The sequence below is a fragment of the Nostoc sp. NZL genome, assembly GCF_015714705.1.
Classification (GTDB): Bacteria; Cyanobacteriota; Cyanobacteriia; order Cyanobacteriales; family Nostocaceae; genus Nostoc; species Nostoc foliaceum_A.
Map to the genome: position 1 here is coordinate 33,778 of NZ_WBKL01000165.1, position 22,861 is coordinate 56,638.

Below are 22,861 nucleotides of genomic sequence, written 5' to 3' on the forward strand. Positions count from 1 at the left end.
ACAGAATTGTTTAATCACATGCATTTCACATTTCTTATCGCTATGTAACTTTAGCGACTGTTAGACTTTTCAAAGCGCAAGCAGATGATACTAAGGCTGCAAAACGCAACACCAGGGCATGGGAAATTAGATACTAAGTAAAAATGATGAATTGAAAATTATAAAATTTCTTACATTCATCATTCTCCGTTATTATAGATACTCTAGTTTTGATGCTCCCGGATAACACAGGAGGATCGTCATGGAAATGAACTTACAATTCCCAGGTATTAATTTAATTAGCTTGAAAGAGGCACCGATTCATATTTCTAGCCAAATTCAGCCTCATGGTGTCCTGTTAGTCTTAGAGGAGCCTGAGCTAAAAATATTACAAGTTAGTACTAATACATTAAATATTTTCGGAATTGCTCCCGAAAATATGTTGCACAAAAAACTAGAAGATTTACTTGATCCCTTTCAAATAGAGAGAATTAAAACAGGGCTATCCGGGGAAAATCTTGATTTCATCAATCCCACAAAAGTTTGGGTGCGAAAAAAAGGTGATGATTACATAGTATTTGATGCAATATTTCACCGCAATCAAGAGGGATTTTTAATTCTGGAATTAGAACCTGCTATTACTCAGGAAAATATTCCATTTTTAAGCTTTTATCACCTTGCTAGAGCCTCCATAAACCAACTAGAAAAAACAGCAAATCTCCGTGATTTCTGTCAAGTTATCGTTCAAGAAGTTCGGAAAATAACGGAATTTGACAGGGTAATGCTATATAAATTCGATGATGATGGACATGGTTCCGTTGTCGCTGAAGAAAAACTAGAAAGCCTAGAACCATACTTAGGACTACATTACCCAGAGTCAGATATTCCCAAACCAGCGAGAAAATTATTTGCTGCCAATTCGATCAGAATCATACCGGATTCTTATTCTCAGCCAGTAAAACTTTTTCCTGTCAATAATCCAATTAGCGATCGCCCGATTAATTTAACCAACTCTATTCTCAGAAGTGCTGCTGCATGTCACATGGAGTACTTGCATAATATGGGTGTTGGTGCTTCGCTTACTATCTCTTTAATTAAAGACCAAAAACTCTGGGGACTAATTGCTTGTCATCATCAGTCCCCTAAATATGTTTCCTACGAATTGCGTAAAGCTTGCGAATTTTTGGGGCGAGTAATATTTGCAGAAATCTCAGCTAGAGAAGAGACTCAAGACTACTATCACCGGATAAATTTGACACACCTTCAATCAGTCTTGATTGAATACATGTCTCAAGAAGAAAACTTTATTGATGGTTTAGTGAAAAACCCGCAGTATCTTTTAGATTTGGCCAGCGCTCAAGGCGCAGCTGTGTGTTTTGGAGGAAATTGCACAGTAGTTGGTGAAACGCCTAGAGAAGAAGACCTGAATTTTTTAGTCCAATGGCTTAAGAATAATGTTGAGGAAGAAGTCTTCTATACAGATTCTCTACCACACATTTATCCAGATGCCGAAGGTTTTAAAAATGTCGCCAGTGGTTTGTTAGCGATTCCCATCGCCAAGCGAAATTATGTTTTGTGGTTCCGACCGGAAGTAATTCAAACTGTAAATTGGGGTGGCGATCCTAATAAGGCGTTTGAAGTTAGCCAGTCAGAAGGGAATGTCCGCCTATGTCCACGCAAATCATTTGAACTCTGGAAAGAAACGGTTCGCTTGACATCTTTACCTTGGAAAGATGTCGAAGTTAAAGCAGCATTGGAACTGCGAAAAGCTATTGTCAATATTGTGCTGCGTCAAGCTGATGAATTAGCCCAGTTAGCGCAGGATTTAGAACGTTCTAACGCCGAATTGAAAAAGTTTGCCTACGTCGCCTCCCATGACTTGCAAGAACCACTCAATCAAGTTGTGAATTACGTGCAGTTGTTAGAGATGCGATATAGCGAAGAACTTGACGAAGATGCTCAGGAGTTTATCAGCTATGCTGTGCAGGGAGTTAGCCTGATGCAGACGTTGATTGATGATGTGCTGGCATACTCGAAAGTGGATATGCAAGCGATCGCATTTCAAATGACCGAGGTAGAGACAGCCTTAAATCGGGGGTTGGGCAATTTGCGTCAACGCATTAATGAAACTGGGGCTACTATCACCCACGACCCCTTACCAACTGTGATGGCTGACAGCACCCAACTGATGCAGCTATTCCAAAACCTTATCGGTAACGCCATTAAGTTCCACAGTGACCAGCCGCCACAAATCCATGTGGGAGCAGAAAGAATAGAAGATGCATGGCTGTTCTCAGTTAGGGATAATGGTATTGGCTTTGACCCACAATTTAGCGATCGCATTTTCGTCATCTTTCAGCGCTTACATACACGAGATGAATATACTGGTACAGGTATGGGTTTAGCCATCTGTAAGAAGATTGTCGAATGTCACCGGGGGCGAATCTGGGTAGAGTCAGAACTGGGTGAAGGCGCAACCTTCTACTTTACGATTCCAGTTGGAGGACGCGAACTTGAGCGTAGAAACGGAAGAAAAACACAAAACCATCTTTTTGGTCGAGGACAATAAAGCTGACATTCGCTTAATCCAAGAAGCGTTGAAAAATAGTTCAGTGCCCTACCAAGTAGTAACGGTCAGGGATGGTATAGATGCTATGGCTTATTTACGCCAAGAAGGTGAATATGCTGATGCAGCGCGCCCTGACCTCATCCTGCTGGATTTGAATTTGCCTAAGAAAGATGGTCGAGAAGTGCTGGCGGAAATTAAAGCCGACCCACTACTAAAGCGTATTCCAGTTGTTGTGCTAACAACCTCAAAAAATGAGGATGACATTTTTCACAGCTACGATTTACATGTGAATTGCTATATCACTAAATCTCGCAACCTCAACCAATTATTTCAAATCGTCAAGAGTATTGAAGATTTTTGGCTCTCTACTGTGACGCTACCATCAGAGTGAGGCAGGGGGCAGGGAGCAGGGAGCAGGGAGCAGGGAGCAGGGAGCAGGAGGACAAGGTGACTAATGACTAATGACTAATGACAAGATAGAGGAGCAATAGGGGGTGAAACCCGAAGATTATGGTTGTGAGCTACTCAGTAAAAATCTTGTTAATTGAGGATAACCTAGCTTATGCAAGGTTGTTACAAGAGTTTCTGGCGCAAGCCCAGTCCCAAGAGTTTACTCTGGTTCATGTGAAGCGATTGGGAGAAGCACTTCAGGAACTAAGCCAGTGTAATTATGATGTTATTTTGTTAGATTTAACTCTACCTGACAGCCAAGGATTGTCATCTCTACCTCCTCTAATTGGTCAAGCGCCAAGCATACCGATTGTTGTCCTAACCAATACAAATGATGAAGAACTGGCAATTGAAGCAGTGCGCCAGGGGGCACAAGATTATCTAGTCAAGCGCCAGGTAAATGTAGATGTGTTGGTGCGATCGCTACGTTATGCGATCGAGCGCAAGCAGGTTTTAGAATCATTACGCACGGTCAATGAGACGTTACAAACCCGCGTTGAAGAACGAACTGCGGAACTGGTGAAAGCCAATGAACTCAACCAGTTCAAATCTGAATTTGTCTCGATGCTCTCCCATGACATCCGCAATCCCCTAAATACTATTCTCTTGGCTGCTGGTTTGCTACAAAACCAGGATGAAAGATTGACCAAAGAGAAAAAACTGAATCATTTACAAATGATTCGCTCGGCAATCAAAAATATGGCAAAGCTCTTGGATGAAGTTACATTCATTGGGAAAGCTGATTCTGGTAGGCTGGGCTATGAACTCATCTGCTTAGATTTAGAAGCTTTTTGCCGCCAAATGACCGAAGAAGTTCGATTAATGGCAAGTGATAAGCATCTGACTTTGGTGTTCGCCAGTTTTGGGCAATTAGGTGAAACATTATGGGATGAAAGCTTACTGCGGCACATTTTGGGCAATTTACTTAGTAATGCTATTAAGTATTCACTACCGGGCGGCATAGTGCGTTTTGAACTAATTGGTCAGGAAAAAGCGGTAATTTTCCGAGTTCAAGATTGGGGAATTGGTATTCCTCAAGAAAGCCAAAAGCGACTGTTTCAGCCTTTCAGACGTGCGGACAATGTTGGAAACATCCCTGGTACTGGCTTGGGACTAGCGATCGTCAAAAAATGTGTCGATGCACACGGAGGCGAGATTATAGTCGATAGTCAAGTTGGAGTTGGTACAACCTTTACCGTCACCCTCCCTTTGCTTGAAGTTTAAGCATAGACACAAGCAATTAAAGTCAAATCATATACTGCCTAACGAATGCAGCCAAGTGTCCCTAAAGAAATTGCTTTTGAGTGTCTAGACCTGCCTTGAAAATAAAACGGTTGGTAGTGCTTAGGAAAAGAAAATAGATAATAGAATGCCTTGGTACAATGTTGAGTCTTCTGTTTGTGATAATTTCAAACAGAAGCAAAAAAGGTGTCAGTACAGAACGGCGCAAGTAGTTTTTGTTTTAATTTGGTGCTGGAGAGGTGTGCGCTTCGAGAGTCACCTTATACCAAGCTGTTCCAATCGAGTAAAACAACAGGGATTTTCCTTGTAGGGTAAGAACTAACTTTGACTACTTTTATGATTTTTTCAATTGTTCTAAATAAACAGCAACCTACCTCATAATGCTGTTACATCTTTGTTAAGAATAGTTACAAGTTCTTAACACAAGGCAATATTTCTTATGGAAGTCTCACTTGATAAAAATGCACCACATCAGGTTGTTATCGTTGGTGGTGGTTTTGGTGGACTGTATGCAGCAAAGGCTCTGAATGCAGCGAATGTAAATGTTACTCTCATTGATAAACGTAACTTTCACCTATTTCAGCCGCTTTTATATCAAGTTGCCACAGGTACGCTATCACCTTCTGATATTTCCGCACCATTGCGATCTGTATTTAAGAAAAGCAAGAATACAAAGGTGTTGTTGGGAGAAGTAAATGAAATTGATCCAAAAGCGCAACAAGTTATTTTGGGTGATGAAGTAGTACCTTATGATACATTAATTGTTGCCACAGGTGCGAACCATTCCTACTTCGGTAAAGATAATTGGGAAAAAGTTGCTCCTGGCTTGAAAACTGTGGAAGATGCGATAGAAATGCGTCGCCGGATATTTGGCGCATTTGAAGCAGCAGAGAAAGAAACTGACCCCGAAAAACGCCGTGCTTGGTTGAGTTTTGTGATTGTGGGGGGTGGCCCGACTGGTGTAGAATTAGCAGGTGCGATCGCAGAATTGGCATACAAAACTCTTAAAGAAGATTTTCGCAGCATCGACACCTCAGAAACGAAAATCTTACTATTACAAGGGGGTCCTCGCATCCTCCCACACATGGTGCCAGAATTATCCGCATCAGCAGCAGTATCTTTGCAAAAGTTGGGTGTAGAACTCCACACTCACACCAGGGTGACAAATATTGAAGGTGATATTGTTACTTTCAAGCAAGACAATGAATTTACAGAAATTGCCTCAAAAACTATATTGTGGGCAGCAGGTGTTCAAGGTTCGCCAATGGGGAAAGTCTTAGCAGAAACTACAGGTGTAGAGCGCGATTACTCTGGGCGTGTAATTGTAGAACCTGACTTGTCTATCGAGGGTTATGACAACATTTTCGTAATTGGAGATTTAGCCAACTTCTCCCATCAAGATGCTAAACCTTTACCTGGTGTTGCACCCGTAGCTAAACAACAAGGAGAGTATGTAGGTAAACTAATTCAACGACGGCTTAAAGGTAAGACTTTGCCACAATTTCATTACAACGATGTGGGTAGTTTGGCGATGATTGGGCAAAATTTAGCTGTTGTAGATTTAAGCTTAATCAAACTCACAGGTTTCATTGCTTGGGCATTTTGGCTACTAGTTCACATCTACTTCTTAATCGAGTTTGACACTAAATTACTAGTAGTATTTCAGTGGGCGTGGAATTATATCACTCGTAATCGTCGCTCTAGATTGATTACAGGTCGAGAAGCTTTTGTAGAACCAAAAACTGTTAACGATAGGGTGCAGCAGCCTTCTGGGACACCTCTATAACTTTTGGGCTGCTTCTTGAGCGAGACTATTGAACAGATTCCAGAATATCTGCATAACTAAAGTTTGCTCCAGCAAGGTTTTGACTTTTGAAAGAACGACCTCTCTTCCTTGCTCTGACAGGAGAAGTCTTTGGGCATAGCTCAATACAGTTCAGTTAAGCATTTCTTTCTTCCCTTTTTTCTCTTCCTTTGCGCCCTTTGCGTTCTTTGCGGTTCGTTAAAAATTGACTTTGTTTGACAAAGAGTTAAGCCTTAACTGAACTGTCTTTGGGCATAGCTAGGCTGGTGAAGGCGAAGGTTTTTGCTGGATACATCTTGAGTATCTGCTTTTACCGAATGTAAGCACTATTTTTCTGAATTTGATAGAGTGATGCTTTGTCGAACGCTCTTCATTTCTATGTCGTCCCAGGTATCGCTCCCCCATTCGCTCTATCCATACTTACCCCTCACCGCTCTAGCGCCCATGCAGGATGTGACAAACCTTTGGTTTATGAAGGTTATTGCCCACTACGGCAGTCCTGACTACTTTTTCACCGAGTATTTCCGCGTCAATGATACCTCACGGCTCAATCGTAGCATTCTGGCAGCAATCACCGAAAACGACACGGGTCGCCCTGTTTTTGCTCAAATGATTGGCGAAAGCATTCCAGACTTGGTAAGAACAGCAAAGGAACTTTGCAACTATAATATCGCTGGAGTTGACTTGAATATGGGCTGTCCAGCACCTAGAATCTATCGCAAAAATGTTGGGGGTGGATTGCTGCTCTCACCAGAAAAAGTGGATCGGATTTTAGGAGAACTGCGGCAGGCAATCAACGATCGACCTTTGACCGTCAAGATGCGCGTAGGCTTTGAAAATACAGATAACTTTTACGAGATTCTAGATATAATTAATCGCCACAGCATTGATTTGCTGAGTTTACATGGTCGCACAGTGAAAGATATGTACCACGGGGCAGTGAAATATGATTTGATCGGTGAAGCGGTTAGACGAGTCAATTGTCCAGTGCTTGCCAATGGCAATATTAACTCTGCGACAACTGCCCAAGAAGTGCTTTCTCAAACGGGTGCGGCGGGTGTGATGGTGGGACGCTGGGCGATCGGGAATCCTTGGCTTTTTAACCAAATTCGGCAGGCTTTGCGCTTCGAGCCGATCACGCCCGTTCCTTTAGTAGAGGTACGCAACTATATTGATCGTTTATGGCAAACCCCCAATGCGGCAACTATGCCAGAGCGATCGCGCGTAGGCTACCTCAAAATGTTCCTCAACTACATTGCCCTGAGTGTTGACGCTGAGGGTCATTTCCTGCGGCTGATGCGACAGACCCAGACCGAGGTAGAATTGCTTAACCTCTGCGATCGCATTCTCCTTGCTGATCTGACAAAAACTTTAGCCCTAGCACCCTCCTTGAGCGTCTAACAGTGAACAACAAATCTGATTCTGCCGCAGAAATTTAATAATGACTCATTCCTTGATAGACAAAACTTTTGACTTTTGACTTCCGCCTTGCGGTACTAGTATCAATAGAATTATAAGGTTTTCAAGGTTCGGCTGAGATGCGTTAATTAGTTTTAACAGGCTCACCCTAAAGTAAAATATCTTACTTAAGCTTGTCAAGGTTTTAATACCTGCTCAAGTTTATTTCAATAAGCAATCAAGCATATTGCTTTCTCAAAATGCTTGATTACTTTCTCATTTCAGTAGATTCAGCAAGCAAAAAGCCATATTGCTTTCTCAAAATGCTTGATTGTTTTCTCATTTCGGTAGATTTAGCAAGCAAAAAGCTATATTGCCTTCTCATTTCGGTAGATTCAGCAAGCAAAAAGACATATTACTTTCTCAAAAACTTAATTGCTTTCTTATTTCGGTATATCGCGTATTCATTTCAGTAGATTCAGCAAGCAAAAAGCCATATTGCTTTCTCAAAATGCTTGATTGCTTTCTCATTTCAGTAAATTTAGCAAGCAAAAATACATATTGCTTTCTCAAAAGCTTGATTGCTTTCTCATTTCGGTATATCGCGCATTCATGACAACCATCGCTATGTAACAAAAACCATTGGATAATTGCTGGAGTTCTCTCAAGCTGATCAATACGGAAGTTTTTTAAAGTAAAGAATATTAACCGTATTGGATTACAAGGTTCAGATCATGGCTCGAAGAAAAAGAACGTCTCAGGTGTTAGAAAAAGCAGCGCGTCGTGCTGCTGGCATCAACTCAATTGATCCGAATTTAAATGTAGGCAATGGACTCACCCTACCGGCCTTCTCAAGCTTAATTGAGACGATGCGAACTAGAGAGCATTTATACAACACTGCTCTTTCCAACCTCGATAAGTTGTACCATGAAATGCTCGAAACAGAGCGCGAGTTGGCAGATATGGCAGAGCACATGCTGTTGGGAGTTGCTACTCAATATGGTAAAAGCAGTGTGGAGTACGGCATGGCGGGGGGTGTTCCTAAAAACCAGCGCCGCAAGGGACTGCGAGGCGAGTCAGCAGTTCCCAGTTCACTGGAACCGTCATTCATTGCTAGTGTGAACGGTAACGGCAGCAAAAATGGCAGCCAGAATGGAAACAAAGCAACTACAACAAGTTAGCTTAAGTATTTTTCTTCTGAGAATCCCTATAGACTGACGCTTCATAAAAAATCATTCTGATTTCTTGTTACTCATTACTGATGCCATTGCACTTGTGAACAGGTAATGAGTGTTACAGGCTGGTACTTGTTTGGGAATACTTTTATAGGAGTGATGAAGAAGGCGATCGCGCTAAGACTTTCAATTCAAATGTACTACGTCACCTGACAATCACTCCTATTTTACAAAAAAGACGTATCAATACTCACTAATCTACCAGGAGCAAACAAGATGGGATTTACTGAAGAGATTGCCAAGCTATCTGAACAAGTTCGTAAGCGGGCTGACCAAGTTGTTGGCGAAGAAGCTACTAAGATGGCACTGATTGTTCCTTTTTTGACTGCTGTTGGCTACGATGTCTATGATCCTAGTGAAGTCATGCCGGAATACATAGCAGATTTTGCTATTAAAAAATCAGGGCAGTTTGAAAAGGTAGATTATGCCTTAGCTATTAACGGTACTAAAGTTATGCTCGTAGAGGCAAAAGCCCGTGGGCAAAAAGCTGAGGCACATGATGGACAATTGAGCAGATATTTTAATTCACTTTCGACAACAAAAGTAGCTATCGTCACTAACGGTATTGAATACCGTTTTTTTACAGACTTGCGTGAAATAAATGTCATGGACAAGGAGCCATTTTTTACTTTTAACATCCTTGAATATGATTCCAAAGATATTGATAACCTCAAATTCTTTCACCGTGATAATTTTGATATCACAGCTATTACCAGCCATGCTGAAGAAATGGTTTATGTAAAAGGCATGACTCAGCTTGTAGGAAATCTTTTACGTTCTCCTTCTGAAGAATTTATTCGTTTCTTGGTATCTGAACTGCGTTCCTCTGACCACAGGTATGAATTTCAAGGTAAGATTAATGCTAGGATAATTGAAAAATTTAAGGTAATTGTTAAAAAGTCGATTCAGGGAAGTTTACTAGACTTAATGACAAGCTCACTTAGCCGAGAAATGTCTCAACCTGTCAAAGTTGAAGTAGAAGCAGAAATTGAAGAAGAGGAACAACCCCAAGACCCTCAAGAATTAAAAGTAGTAACAACTGCGGAAGAAATCGCAGCTTTTGAAAAAATTAAAGCGATTACGCAAATTTCAAAGAGCTACAGTTTTGAACTCAAATACAGAGACACTACCTCCTACTTTGGGATCAATCTTGGCAAAAGTACTTGGTGGTTTCTGAGACTATATCTGTCTTCACAGAAAAAAAGTTTTATTACTCGGCTAAGTGTAGATGAAGTAAAGTCTCTAGCTTCAAACTTTGAAGTGCAAGAAGTAACAGCTTCTTTGGGAGATGCCGCATCAAAAGTAATTATTTCCTCTGTCAATGATTTCGATAAACTTGGATCACTGATTCTTAAATGTTACGAGACAGAAGCAGCAAAGCATCAAGTATTCACCCCAGATGTAATCAGAATGGAAAAATCAGCTTAACTTAAGGTATCTAATACAAAACTACACCTACCCAACTATCTTTTTGCTGTCTCCCATTCTGAGTTTTGAATATTTGTAGACAAAGGCAGATTGGGAATAACAGCATAGTTAAAAGACAAAGTTATAAAACAAGTTTATTGATCAGATTCGATTTTTGCCTGCCAGCAAATTAGTGATCGCAGTACTAATCGGCTGACCTGTAAACTGTTGGTAATAAGTAAATCCAGGTGAAGGATTAACCTCGAAGCAATACCAATCACCTCCAGGTGTGCGGCGTAAATCAATGCCGCAAAGAGGTAAATTTATCGCTTTTGCCAATACTCTACACTGCTGTTCTACTTCTTCAGGTAGATGACAACCACGGATTTCTGTGGATTCATCATTTTCTGCTGCATAGCGGTAATCATCAGCTTGAGAAATTACCTCGCTGGCAAAAATCTCTGTCCCTACAACATGAACGCGATAATCTCTACCGGGTATATATTGCTGGAACTGAGTTGGACACCAAGATACATTATCAAGGCGTTCTAGATGCTCAACTCCCAGACGCGAAACTTTGCTACGGATACCACTGATTGATTTATAAATGATGTCACCGTGGAGTTCCCAAAAAGATCGCACAGCTTCGGGGTCTGTTGTAACAAGGGTTTCGGGAACTTTGAAGCCGAGTGAGCGAATTTGCTCTAACTGATAAGGTTTAGAGCCATTAGCAGCCATTGCTGACGGACGGTTAACGACAAAGGCAGGTGTAATTTCCGACCAAGACATTAAGGTGTCATCAACTGCGATCGCATGTTGCCAAGCTCGACTATTTGCACCTGCTTGGGCAATTTGAGGAAGGCGGCGCGAGTCATAGGGGCGCAAATACGCTGCTGTAATTTCACTCAAATCAATTTTTTGATACCAAGTGCGAATTTGCCCTTGGACGGGTAGTTGTAAGCGATCGCCTACAGAAAGTTCAATTTCAGTATCTAAAATATCTCGTTGGTCGAGGAATACTGTAGGTATGCCTAGACTAGTTAATTCTGAGTGAACTGCTGCTAAGGGAGATTCTTCGGTAATACCCCACAATAAAATCAGCATTTGGCATTACCTCCACTCAAATACTCAAGTATGGCATCGGCAACATCTGGTGCAGAAATATCAATCCACAAGTCAGCGCCCAAAAACTCTGCTGGGGATTCGCTACTGCTAAAATGAACAGTCAACAAATCAACTTGAGCAGCATCAGCGATGCGTCTGGCGTGTGAAGCTAAGGTTTTTTCAACTTCACCCAAACAGCGATCGCCCACCACTGTCACCTTTACCGAAGATTTTTCGAGAACCTGGGGACACACATTTGCCGACATTGAACTTTGCCGTCGCACCGGACATACTGGAATACCCAGTTGAGCAGCCGCATAAACCCATTGTTCAGGTCGCCAAGCAGGCCCTAATAAATATGTCGGCGTTGGTCTGTTCAAGACTGGACATTTTAAGCTAGACAACCAAGCAATTAAAAAAGCATTCATTTCCGTAGCGATGTATGCCCGGTCTTCAGGAACGATGTGCAGAAGTTCCTGTTCAAAAATAGAAGGTAGGCGAGTCAAAACGCCAGTGATTTGATCGAGAGCACTCGCAACCCCACCTACCACTGCTGCGGGGGATGAGGAAGAATTTTCTTCCCCTGCTTCCCCATCAATAGAACTCAAGTAATGTCGCCATCCAACCACTGACAAATCTTCAGGTGTCAGTAGGCTGACACCATGACCATGAGCCGCCCAATTAGTAACCAGCGCCTCGGCGGCTTTGTCATGACGACTGGCGACAACAACCAACACTCTTGCTTAATTCCTTGGTTGATTAACTACTTGTTGACCGACGCTTGGGCGTTCTTGGGGCTGGATGAAAGATTGCCCATTTGCCTGTTCTATTTGATCAAGACGTTGAGCCATCAGACCGATTAGCCGCTGTAGGTCATTTGAACCATCTGCTGAAGCCAGATTTTCAACTTGACTTGTCTCAGGGAGTTTTTCAGCCTGAATTTTCTCGAAGTCTTTATCTTTCTGAACTTTCTCGAATTCTTTGACTTCTATCTTCAGTTCCTTGGTACTTTTCAACGCCAGCGGCCCTGTCAGTGTAAACAAGCTTCCACCAGTAGATGTGGGCAGAGAATAGGCTAATTGATCGAAGTCAAGATTGCGAATAGTTAAATCTTGAGGTAGGAATGTACCTCTCTGTTCAGGCGTTAACAGCAGATTAACTGGAGTTGCCGCAGAGGGAGAATTTACTAAGATTTCCACATACCCGCGAATTTCTAGGTTTGCTGCTTGTAATATCTCTGGCTTGGTGACATCAGGTAGTAAGGTAACTAAAGCTGTGTCGTTGGCTGAAATGCCTACACTGAAGGTAAATCTGTTGGGATCGCCTGGAACAGGAGTTAGATCACTAAAATTGTTAGCTCCTGTGACATCGCTGATTGTTACGGTGTCGGCTACATTTAATTGCGGTGTAGTTGCAGTGAATTGCAGCGTCAATCTTACATTGGAGTTGCTAGTATTGGCGATGGTTAAAAAGTAACCTTGGACAACTGTGCGAGCAACAGCCCCGCCACCAGGAGCAGTAACTGGTGTAATTGGCTTTACTAGCAGTTCAAAGGTTGAGACTAAAGTTGGTCTTTGTCTGATGATTCCAATTCCGTTTGATATGTCTGTCATCTGTTTGTTTACAGCGAAACTACATATCTAAACTAACTGCCTAGACTTATTGACGAGTAGTACCCCTAAGGGTAATATTTCGGACAAAAAAAGTGGCTCTGCAACCAGCAGAACCACTAACTAAAGCTTTTGCAAATCTGTTATAACTTAACGAACTGCTCCTTGAGCAGAAACAGTATCAATCGGTTTCATCAGGTACAGCCGCAATAACTGCCAGCCATTGGAGATGTAAAGTGGCAGTTTTTGGAAGAATTGCAGGAATTTGGGAGTGTTGGAGTTAGCGATCGCACCCAACCTCTCGTTATTGCTTATACAAGTATCCAACCGCTGATAAAACTCTGGATTTTCTACATCCAGCATCAGCGGGAATACGCGACCTGCGTTTTCGTTAGTCTTCTTAATTACATGGATGTCGTATTCTCGCGCATCCAATCCAAGGGTGGCATAAAAGTCCTTACGTTGGATGTCATTAAGATACATTGTCGCAAATACCGACAATAGGAAGAAGCGACTCCACAGCTTTGCTTTCCAATCATTCAATATTTGCGGCTGGGATTTCATGATCGCATCAAAGAAATCGCCGTGACGGTTTTCATCTTGACACCAGTTCTCAAAGAACCGGAAGATTGGATAAACCCGGTCTTCGGGATGCGCTTCTAAATGGCGATAAATGGTGATATAGCGCCAATAACCGATCTTCTCAGAAAGATAAGTAGCGTAGAAGATGAATTTCGGCTTAAAGAAGGTATAACTGCGGCTCTTAGTCAAAAACCCTAAATCTAGAGACAGATTAAAGTCCGACAAAGCTTTGTTCAAAAAGCCAGCGTGACGTGCTTCATCCCGTGACATCAGGTTAAAGCACTCTGCCAAGACGGGGCTTTTTCCTTTCAAGCGACGGCCAAGTTCTTTATACAGCAAAAAGCCGGAAAACTCTGCTGTACAAGAACGTTCTAGAAATTCAACAAACAATTTGCGAGTTTCCCCATCAATATGATCCCAGGATTGTTCAAACTCGGCATCCCGAACAAAGTGATGGCGGTTGTAGTCGGTGCGGAACTCTTCGAGAATGGCTTGTAACTCGTCTTCATTGACCGAGATATCCATCCGCGCCATTTCATCAAAATCGGTAGTATAAAACCGAGGTGTTAACAGGGTTTCTTTTGCCGGGACTTTAATCCCTGGCCGGATTTCTTCAAAGCCTGGTTTTTTGAGGGAATCTACCATGTCTTGATTGCTCTTTCGTCTTTATTATCTTAAGTAGACCAGAAAGCCAAGGTTAAAGCTCTGGCAAGGCGTAACAGCCCACAATAATCCAATTGTATAAAGTTCAGTCTACCAAGGTGCGGGTGAGAAATTTGTAAGCAAAAGATTAAGAGTTGCAACAATCATTCAATGTTTACGGAACCAAGAATCGCGGATCAGTAGTCAAATAAACGTAGTTCAGTGATTAGAACTGTTTCGATCAAGTGGAGTAGCACGCACTTCTTGTATTCTCAATGCACTGCTATCTCAGTAATTTTCTATAGTTGTGACTACAACATGGAAAACCCATCTCCGACAACAAGAGCAAATCCAAAGGGTTGAAAACAAGATGAATCTTGAAAACAATCAACAGAAAGACCGACTCCTTGTCTCTTATATTTTGTGTGCAGTCGGATTTTTCGGCTTGGGAGGGCTACACCGCTTATACAATGGCAAAATAGGGACGGGTTTGTTGTGGCTGTGTACTTTTGGTTTGTTTTACATAGGGCAGACGGTGGATCTGCTTCTTATCCCCAACATGGTTGACGAATACGAACGCAACCTGAGATTAAAAGCGGGTGTATCTCCCTTGGGTGTGCCGTTAAATCAAACAGTGGTTGCCTCTCAAGTCCACCGCCCAACAGGCAACCAACTGATGATTAAACTGATTGAAGCGGCGGAAAACAAAAGTGGTATTTTAACTGTTACTCAAGGCGTAAAGTTCACGGGAGCTAGCTTTGCTGAAGTTGAAGCTACTCTCAATGAGATGTACAAATCTGGTTACGTGAAAATAGATAACGACCCCAATACTGGAGCCGTTATATACCATTTCCATGAACTTTAAATTGTCATTAGTCATTTGTTAAAAAACTAATGACAAATGACCAATGACTAATTTATACCTAGCCACTTTTGACCGTCCAAGCGCTGAACTAAGCCAAAGACCAACAAATCGAGGGTAATTTTGCGCTCATCGATTAAGAATGACTCAAGAGTGCTAGGTTTTTTGCCTTCATTACAGGAAAATCCCTTTTTCCCTTGAATATCTTCTTCGGGAAAATACAGGTTAAACTGACGCTGACCTTTTTCTTTCCAACTGCCGATAATTTGCCAGCATTCTTCAGCAGATTCAAAGCCAGTGATTGGCACTTTCTGCTTGGCAAAAGACACTTGTAAATCTTGCACACCTTGTTGAGCGATCGCTTTTTGTAAAGCTGGCAAGTAGTCTTGCTCAATGAACTCTACAAATGGCTTGTCTTCAACAGATGGAGCTTTTTCCTTTTTGGCGGCTTTAGCTGCTGCTGCGGGTTTTTCTTCTGTTGCGGCGGCTGGTTTCTCGCCTACTGCGGCTTTAGCTGCGGCTGCGGGTTTTTCTCGCCTGGGGGGTGTAGCAACTGGTTTCGCAGCATTTGGGTTAGTTTCTGGATTTGCGGCTTTAGGGTCTGGCGTGTTAGCAGTAGGAAGGTCTGTAGCTTCGGGTGAATCTGTACTAGGAGCGTGTTCTTCAGCCACACTGGGAGCTTGCTTGTCAACAGTGCTGGGAGCTACTTCTCCCGCTTGATTGTGATTGGTTGGGTCTGCCATTGCTCAGGTCAATCCTTTAATCTAGCTTTCGGAGCGATCGCTCACCTTGATGTATCGGGTATTTTCATTTTGACATACTAGTGCAGCAGGGCAGAATTCGTAATTCGTAATTCGTAATGGGCTTCGCCCCGCTACGCTAACGTAATTCGTAATTCTTATACCACAAGGGTTTTACTGATTTGGAAGGGGTGGTTTGCTTTCGCAGTGCTGTATGCAGTGCTGTATGTAGTAATGCAGTAATGCAGCAGGACATTCATAACTGTACAGTTAAAAATAACGCAAAGGTTTAAGACATAAGCTTTTTTCCACTTTAAATTCCCTTGAATCCCATACCAGTTTCTACCTGTTGCTTTGCTGGAGTAGAATTCACTTTCTCAGATGCAACTCTGTTAGTAATCTTATGCCAAGTGCCAAGCTGGCTCAAGAATATGCCTACTAAAATCACGCTACCACCAATATATTGAGGTAGGGTTGGGGCTTCACCTAAAATTAAATAAGCTGCTAGGATGCCTGCAATTGGGCTAAATGAGCTAACTAAGGAAGCCATAGATACAGTGGCAGTTTTCAAGCCTTTAATCCAAAAAGACTGACCTAGTACCACAATTAACCCACCATAGAGAAACATCCATTGCCACAAGAACGGTGAGAGAACATCAGCAAAATGATCGCTACCATAGAGGACTAAAGCAATGAAGAAAAAGATTACAGTTCCTAGTGCAGTCCGAAAAATGCTATAGATTCCCAAAGGTATCTGCGAAAGGTATTTCTTACCAAGAATCGTAGAAGCGGCTATGGCCACAGATCCTACTGCTGCCAAAAGTTCTCCTATGCCTAAACCGAAACCTCCCATGTTCATCATGGCATCTGTTGGAGGCTGAAGAATGATAGTTAGGATAACACCGATAAACGCTGCGATCGCTCCGATAAATTCCCAAATATTTACGCGTTCCCTCAATAACCAGACTGATAAAGCCAAAGTTAGAGGCGGTTCCAAACGTCCCACCAAGATGACATTGTTCACCCCTGTGAGTGCTAATGCCTGAAAAATTAAGCCAGGGGCTAAGGCTCCTGATAAAATAGCTACTGCTGTTAGACTGACCCAATCCGTCCTTGAGAATTGCTTCAAAGTAGCTTTGTTCCACTGTCGCCCATAGATTAGGATCAGAAGTATCAAGGCGCAAAGGTTTCCCACGAATAAAACATTACACAAAGAAATCGGATTGCGATTGCCGATAAAATGTTCAGCACCAATTTCTGTTAGCTTCCGAGTAACTGCGCCAGAAGCTGCAAAAATTACCATTGCTAGCCAGAGATATGTTTGTCCCGAAACTCTATGGATTAGGCGATGTGGTCTTTTGGGTCTAGTCACAATAACACCACTGCAATGAAAGCATTGCTCATTATATTAAGTTGCGCTTACGCAGTTAAAAATGAGTTTTGTTGAGAAAATACTTAAATTATGCTGTGGCTTTAAACTACCATCCTTGCCTGAGAAAGCGCTGAGAATCAACTAAATTTTCTTAAGGGATAAATTCATAAAAATAGTGGCTTAGTTTCAATAGGTTCTCACTCCCGCCTGAGATGCTTGGGATGTTCAGGATAAAACAAACAAGAGGAGTCACAAATGAAACTCGCGCCCCTACTTACAAGTTTTGCTTTGGTTGGTTTTTTCACAGTTTGGGACGCACCATTAAAGGTGATTAATCCGTTATTAGTCCAAGCATCAGCAGCCGAAGAAATGTCTGTAGCACAGAAACTAGATTTACTTACTAAGAGTAAGGGTCAGATTGGTAGTGGTGATCAACTGCGTCGTTTCTTTTTTGCTGACTTGGAGCCAATCGGTATCCAGCTAGGTGGTGCAGGTCATGTAGTTAACCTTTATAACAAAACCAATGATGTCACATTCGCTTACTGTTCACACTACGATGTGATTGTAGCAATTAAGAAAGGTAAGGTGACAAAGTTTGAACCCAACGAAGTGAAGTAATACTAAATCGACTTTTCAATTAATATTTTGCTCAAACTAGAGGATCTATTTGATTACATCTAGGACTTAGACAAAAATAAACGCTGTAGGGGTAATTCATAAATTGCCCCTACATAAAAATCAGTGTTTTGGCTATTGTTGCGTAAATTCTAATATTGTAGGTTGCGATGTTTAACAACAAGCCGATCTACATCTAGGATCTAAAAATATTGAACAAGGTGTTTAAGCTTCTTGTCTCAACAAACTTGATGTTATAAAGTTTCACAAATAATTGATATTAAGATTTACCAGCTACTACAATCTCTTTGAAGTTACTGCTAGAGTCAGTTACACCTTTCAAAATGTTATTTGATGAGCCTGTAGACCCTATCGTTATTTCTGTCAAAACTAATTTATTGTTCTCAATCGATAGACAAATATCTGTTCCTGCAATGACTTTTTTTAAAAAGTTCGTTAACTTTTCACCATGTTTTTCTCTTTTTTGGTCAAAGCATGGAATTTTCTCTCTCAATATCTTGTGAATTTGAGGTATATGAATGCCTCCTTGTTTAAGCTGATTTAAGTACTCAAAATTTTGCTTTAATTCCTGCAAAGTCTTCTTGGTTACCACTAAAATATTATCATTTAATGAACTATCGCTATTTACTTGATGAATTGGAATCTCCTCTATTTTTGCTTGGGGAGTAGGTATAGGTATAAAGCGATCACAAACAGACTTGAGAACCCGATTAATTTGTCCTTCGTAAGCACATCCAATTACAGTCTTTCCATATTCATGAAGCTTTTTAGCTAAAGCGGCAAATGCACCATCACCTGATACAATAACGAAAACTTGTAAGGTAGGACGACTCTGGGCTAATTCCATCACATCAATGGCTAGTTGCATATCTGCTGCATTCCGTTTATGACTGTAATCAAAAATTTGAATTGCTTCAATGCCAAGTTCTTGAATTTCATTCTTGAGTAGCCTTAATCGAGAATCACTCCAGTCAGCATAAGCGCATTGGATAGCAATTTTATTAACTACGCTAGTGTTTTCCAGATTTGTTTGAATTTGTTTCAGAGAAAAATTTAAGTTAGGGTTGCTTCTACCCATTGTTAAGTTTTCAATATCATAAAAAATAGCTGTATTAAACTGCTCAATCTTAGGTGAAGCATGAGCCGTGGTGGTAACCTGTTCTACACGAATTTGACGCTGCTTCAACTCTTGTAACTCAGCTATTAAAGACGTTATTTCTCGCGTTGATTCGGAACTACTTACTTCATGTTGTAACTGTGCAATTGTTGTTTTTAAGTCCTTGACTTGCAGCTTTGCTTGTTGTAATTCTTCTTGTAATTGCTCAGTTAATGTATTAATTTGACTCTGGGTTTGTACAGTCTGATCCCGAAGTTCACCAATGGTTCTAGAGAGAATTTGCTGGCGTTGCTGATAAGCTATTACCAAAGCTTGCTTGACAATATCCCATTCTTTGGGAAAAGCCTCATGGGTACACACTTGTAAAACTGCTTCATAACCAGCGATTGCAATTTCTAGATTACTCGCAGGGTTCCCTTGTTCAAACTCTTGAATAATGGTACTCAGTTTGATAAGGACTCTAGCTAAATTAATAGCAATTGCAGGTTCTTGAGCAAAGCGATCGCTTACCCATTTTCGCAAAATTAAAGCTAAATTTTCGTTGAGTTTGCTTAAGTTATGTTGTAATATTGGATAGATTTCCTGATTTTGATAAGTTGCTCTTAATAAATCAATCAGGAAGCTTTGCTCCTGGCTAGCAGCTTCATTTGGCATAGCTAAATCCCTGACAATACATCTTTTAAGTTAGTATTCCCAAGTTTTATTACTATCTAACAATTAAAGTGGCGTAATCCAATAAGTAATGCCTCTAACAACTTGTCTCTTAAAACCAAATAGAGGTAGATTCTCTTCAGTTAAACCTACATAAGTCCAATGTGGAACATCATTTTCTACAGTTTGAAACCAACCATTTTCATTAAGAGCTTTTCTTTGTTCTTTACTACCTACGCGTAAATCAATTGCTAATCCCCAGAGATGTTGTGAAGTTCCAGGAGGTGCAACTAAACCGAGAATTTTTGTCTCTTTACCCTCTTTAACTTTTGCCAAAACTTGTTCATTAGCATATTTGTGCCAAAATCTTAAATTCGTGTTAAAAGTGCGAGTGCAATCACCAGAACCATAACCAGATTTTAGCGGTATTTTTTGTAGCGATCGCGCTTTATTTAAAGCATCAGCCGCCGAATTTTGTAAATAACAATCCCTAGTGCCATCAACATGACCCATTGTTAAAGTAGCTTGAAACTCTTGGGTTTCTTGTTCATTAGCAAAGATATATTTTGGCGGTAGTTTAATCCCGACATCTTGATTTACAAAGACTGCACCATAAGCTCGTAGCAAAATATATTCATAAGTACCAGTCTGGGGAACTGGTAACTTCCTGGCGATCGCAGATAAAAAACGCTGTTGCTCATTTAATTCTTGGTTGGGAATAAATGGTTCTAATATTGTCTTTTTAGAGGTATCTGTACAAGTTAATAAATCACTACTCAAGCATCCATTTAATGGTTGGGCAGTTCTAGCTAATTTGTGATGCGTAATCTCATTACTAGCTACTAAGATAAAAATCATCAAGATAACTATACTAATGAAGGTCGCCTTTCTGACAATTTTAGTAATATTTTTTTTCTTTCTGATGGGGAGTTTCATTTTTAAATAATTGTTTAGTTGATTTAAGAATAAAAGTGATAAATCTCTTGTAATCTGTTAATGATGAGTTACAGCCAAAAATGATATAGATAAAAGCAGAGAATTTATCACGTTGATATATGCCTCTATATAACTTATGCAATATATCTAATATAGAACCGTAACAAATCAGCTTATTCTCATGGTTAGCTATGTGAAAGATTGCTGTGGTAAATAAACTGGAACATTGCCACGATTCTTAAAAAATATTATATTTTTTACTTATTGCTCAAGTTAAAAAAAGAAACTTGTCTCTAATTGAGTACTAGTAAATTTGATAACTTTTTTATTAGAAAGATACATCCATGAAACCACTGGAACAGTTAAAATTGGAAAGAACTCTAAGCTTGCTGATCCTGTAAGTATGACCATGCACAATTCCGTTGAATTCCAAGACGCTTTTGATGTCATAGTCGTCGGTGCAGGTCACTCCGGTTGCGAAGCAGCTCTCGCCTCTGCACGCCTCGGTTGTCGTACCCTGCTATTGACGCTCAACTTGGATAGAATCGCTTGGCAACCTTGTAACCCAGCAGTGGGTGGCCCGGCCAAATCTCAGTTGACCCATGAGGTAGATGCACTTGGCGGAGAAATTGGTAAAGTAGCAGACCGCACCTACCTGCAAAAACGTATCCTCAACTCTTCACGGGGGCCTGCTGTTTGGGCATTACGCGCCCAGACAGACAAGCGCGAATATGCAGCGGTGATGAAGAATATTGTCGAGAACCAAGAAAACTTGACAATCCGCGAAAGTATGGCGACAGATTTGGTGCTGGGTGCTAACGGTGAAGTTATCGGCGTTGAAACTTATTTTGGTGTCGGGTTCCAGTGTAAAGCAGTTATCTTAACGACTGGCACCTTCCTGGGGGGCAAAATTTGGGTTGGGAACAAGTCAATGCCAGCCGGACGGGCTGGAGAATTTGCGGCTGAGGGATTGACACAAACCCTGAATCGTCTGGGATTTGAAACCGGAAGACTCAAAACTGGAACTCCAGCACGGGTAGACAAGCGATCAGTAGATTATAGTAAAATGCTCATCCAGCCAGGGGATGAAGATGTCCGCTGGTTTAGCTTTGACCCAGATGCGTGGGTAGAACGGGAACAGATGCCTTGTTACATCACCCGCACAACCGCCGAAACCCATCGCCTAATTCAAGATAATTTGCACCTATCGCCAGTTTATGGCGGTTGGGTGGAAGCGAAAGGGCCACGTTATTGTCCCAGTATTGAAGATAAAATTGTGCGCTTTGCCGATAAGGAAAGCCATCAAATCTTTATTGAACCAGAAGGACGGGATATACCTGAACTTTATATCCAAGGTTTTTCCACAGGGTTACCAGAAAATTTGCAATTGCAAATGTTGCGGACTCTCCCCGGTTTAGAAAAATGTGTGATGCTGCGTCCCGCCTATGCTGTGGAATATGACTATTTACCTGCAACTCAGTGTTACCCCACACTGATGACTAAGAAGATTGCCGGGCTATTTTGTGCTGGGCAGATTAACGGCACCACAGGTTATGAAGAAGCCGCAGCTCAAGGGCTTGTGGCGGGAATTAACGCAGCTCGATTTGTTCGCTCTCAAGAAATGATTGTTTTTGCCCGTGAGCAAAGTTACATCGGGACGCTAGTTGATGACCTGTGTACAAAAGACCTGCGGGAACCTTACCGGATGCTCACTAGTAGGTCTGAGTATCGGTTAATATTGCGTTCTGATAATGCTGACCAACGCTTGACACCCTTGGGGCGGGAAATTGGTTTAATTGACGATCGCAGATGGGATCTATTTACCCAAAAGCAGCAAAATATTACCACAGAAAAACAAAGATTGCAAGCTACACGAGTCAAAGAACATGATGAAATGGGAATAGCGATCGCATCTAATACCCAACAAGCAATCAAAGGTTCAATTACTCTCAATGACTTGCTGCGCCGCCCGGGATTCCATTACGTTGACCTCGACAGGTTTGGACTGGGAAACCCCAACCTCAACCGTGCCGAGAAAGAAGGTGCAGAAATTGACATCAAGTATTCTGGCTATCTCGCTAGGCAACAAAATCAGATTGACCAAATTGCTCGCCAAGCGCACCGCCAGTTACCTGCGGACTTGGACTATACAACAATTGATACTCTTTCTAAAGAGGCACGCGAAAAACTAACTCACGTAAAACCACTCACTCTTGGTCAAGCTGCACGTATTGGTGGTGTAAACCCAGCAGACGTTAACGCTTTATTATTATATTTAGAATTGCGTAGAACCAAGAGCCAATCAGAGTTTCCAGCATTAGCTTAACACAAGCTTGATAAAGACTGAGTATAGTAGTAGGGAAGGAGATTGGTATGATAGATGACATAAATAATAGTAGTGGCATCATCAACAATCCCCAGATTAAAGTTGACTTTAATACCAACGCTCAACCAACTCGTCTCAATAAGACGGCGGATTGGATATTTTATCTGTAATCCTAATTCCCAGGCAGTAGGCGCGGCGT

19 protein-coding genes are annotated in these 22,861 nt (G+C 41.5%); 11 read left to right on the forward strand and 8 right to left on the reverse strand.

Going from position 1 to position 22,861, the window contains the following annotated elements; all coding sequences use genetic code 11:
* Positions 1-241 precede the first annotated feature (241 nt).
* The 7 genes from F8R90_RS23610 to F8R90_RS23640 all read left to right on the forward strand — a co-directional run bounded on the left by F8R90_RS23610 (position 242) and on the right by F8R90_RS23640 (position 10,105).
* Positions 242-2,548, forward strand: a complete 2,307-nt coding sequence (locus tag F8R90_RS23610; protein ID WP_196512703.1) for a sensor histidine kinase — start codon at positions 242-244, stop codon at positions 2,546-2,548.
* The gene (locus tag F8R90_RS23615) at positions 2,493-2,939 is read left to right on the forward strand and encodes a response regulator (protein ID WP_196512704.1); all 447 of its coding nucleotides are present in this window, start codon (positions 2,493-2,495) and stop codon (positions 2,937-2,939) included. Before F8R90_RS23610 ends, F8R90_RS23615 begins: the two co-directional genes overlap by 56 nt.
* A 119-nt stretch (positions 2,940-3,058) precedes the next feature.
* A complete protein-coding gene (locus tag F8R90_RS23620; protein ID WP_196512705.1) occupies positions 3,059-4,222 on the forward strand; it encodes a hybrid sensor histidine kinase/response regulator in 1,164 nt (387 codons plus the stop codon).
* A gap of 457 nt (positions 4,223-4,679) precedes the next feature.
* The gene (locus F8R90_RS23625; protein WP_196512706.1) at positions 4,680-6,026 is read left to right on the forward strand and encodes an NAD(P)/FAD-dependent oxidoreductase; all 1,347 of its coding nucleotides are present in this window, start codon (positions 4,680-4,682) and stop codon (positions 6,024-6,026) included.
* 396 nt (positions 6,027-6,422) lie between these two features.
* Positions 6,423-7,445, forward strand: coding sequence for a tRNA-dihydrouridine synthase family protein (locus F8R90_RS23630; protein WP_196512707.1), 1,023 nt, complete (start codon positions 6,423-6,425; stop codon positions 7,443-7,445).
* Between the two features lie 731 nt (positions 7,446-8,176).
* Positions 8,177-8,623, forward strand: a complete 447-nt coding sequence (locus F8R90_RS23635) for a hypothetical protein (protein WP_196512708.1) — start codon at positions 8,177-8,179, stop codon at positions 8,621-8,623.
* Positions 8,624-8,893: 270 nt separating this feature from the next.
* A complete protein-coding gene (locus tag F8R90_RS23640; protein WP_196512709.1) occupies positions 8,894-10,105 on the forward strand; it encodes a type I restriction endonuclease in 1,212 nt (403 codons plus the stop codon).
* A gap of 141 nt (positions 10,106-10,246) precedes the next feature.
* Here the strand turns inward: F8R90_RS23640 and F8R90_RS23645 are convergent, their stop codons facing one another.
* From F8R90_RS23645 to acsF, 4 genes are all read right to left on the reverse strand, one after another.
* Positions 10,247-11,188: an ATP-grasp domain-containing protein gene (locus F8R90_RS23645; RefSeq protein ID WP_196512710.1), complete on the reverse strand. Its 942-nt coding sequence runs from the start codon at positions 11,186-11,188 to the stop codon at positions 10,247-10,249.
* Positions 11,182-11,925, reverse strand: coding sequence for a hypothetical protein (locus F8R90_RS23650; protein WP_196512711.1), 744 nt, complete (start codon positions 11,923-11,925; stop codon positions 11,182-11,184). Before F8R90_RS23650 ends, F8R90_RS23645 begins: the two co-directional genes overlap by 7 nt.
* 6 nt (positions 11,926-11,931) lie before the next feature.
* Positions 11,932-12,801 (reverse strand): hypothetical protein, encoded by an 870-nt coding sequence (locus F8R90_RS23655; RefSeq protein ID WP_196512712.1) that lies wholly within the window; start codon positions 12,799-12,801, stop codon positions 11,932-11,934.
* Between the two features lie 147 nt (positions 12,802-12,948).
* On the reverse strand, positions 12,949-14,025 hold the full coding sequence (gene acsF / locus F8R90_RS23660) for a magnesium-protoporphyrin IX monomethyl ester (oxidative) cyclase (RefSeq protein ID WP_196512713.1): 1,077 nt from the start codon (positions 14,023-14,025) through the stop codon (positions 12,949-12,951).
* A gap of 367 nt (positions 14,026-14,392) precedes the next feature.
* On the opposite strand from acsF, the gene F8R90_RS23665 reads away from it, so the two are divergent.
* Positions 14,393-14,887: a TM2 domain-containing protein gene (locus tag F8R90_RS23665; RefSeq protein ID WP_196512805.1), complete on the forward strand. Its 495-nt coding sequence runs from the start codon at positions 14,393-14,395 to the stop codon at positions 14,885-14,887.
* 47 nt (positions 14,888-14,934) lie between these two features.
* Here F8R90_RS23665 and F8R90_RS23670 read toward each other — a convergent pair whose 3' ends face one another.
* Positions 14,935-15,627 (reverse strand): DUF2996 domain-containing protein, encoded by a 693-nt coding sequence (locus F8R90_RS23670; protein ID WP_196512714.1) that lies wholly within the window; start codon positions 15,625-15,627, stop codon positions 14,935-14,937.
* A gap of 310 nt (positions 15,628-15,937) precedes the next feature.
* Positions 15,938-16,996: a DMT family transporter gene (locus F8R90_RS23675; RefSeq protein WP_196512715.1), complete on the reverse strand. Its 1,059-nt coding sequence runs from the start codon at positions 16,994-16,996 to the stop codon at positions 15,938-15,940.
* A gap of 255 nt (positions 16,997-17,251) precedes the next feature.
* Here F8R90_RS23675 and F8R90_RS23680 point away from each other — a divergent pair, with 255 nt between their 5' ends.
* Positions 17,252-17,614 carry a hypothetical protein gene (locus F8R90_RS23680; RefSeq protein WP_196512716.1) on the forward strand — a complete coding sequence of 121 codons (363 nt, stop codon included), beginning with the start codon at positions 17,252-17,254 and terminating at the stop codon, positions 17,612-17,614.
* Positions 17,615-17,891: 277 nt separating this feature from the next.
* Here the strand turns inward: F8R90_RS23680 and F8R90_RS23685 are convergent, their stop codons facing one another.
* Both F8R90_RS23685 and F8R90_RS23690 read right to left on the reverse strand, forming a co-directional pair.
* Positions 17,892-19,403, reverse strand: a complete 1,512-nt coding sequence (locus tag F8R90_RS23685) for an NYN domain-containing protein (protein ID WP_196512717.1) — start codon at positions 19,401-19,403, stop codon at positions 17,892-17,894.
* Positions 19,404-19,466: 63 nt separating this feature from the next.
* Positions 19,467-20,336 (reverse strand): D-alanyl-D-alanine carboxypeptidase family protein, encoded by an 870-nt coding sequence (locus tag F8R90_RS23690; protein WP_196512718.1) that lies wholly within the window; start codon positions 20,334-20,336, stop codon positions 19,467-19,469.
* A gap of 403 nt (positions 20,337-20,739) precedes the next feature.
* Here F8R90_RS23690 and mnmG point away from each other — a divergent pair, with 403 nt between their 5' ends.
* Both mnmG and F8R90_RS33540 read left to right on the forward strand, forming a co-directional pair.
* Positions 20,740-22,662, forward strand: a complete 1,923-nt coding sequence (gene mnmG, locus F8R90_RS23695) for a tRNA uridine-5-carboxymethylaminomethyl(34) synthesis enzyme MnmG (RefSeq protein WP_196512806.1) — start codon at positions 20,740-20,742, stop codon at positions 22,660-22,662.
* A 47-nt stretch (positions 22,663-22,709) separates the two neighbouring features.
* Entirely contained in the window at positions 22,710-22,832 is a 123-nt protein-coding gene (locus F8R90_RS33540) for a hypothetical protein (RefSeq protein WP_269141790.1), read from the forward strand.
* Positions 22,833-22,861: the final 29 nt, after the last annotated feature.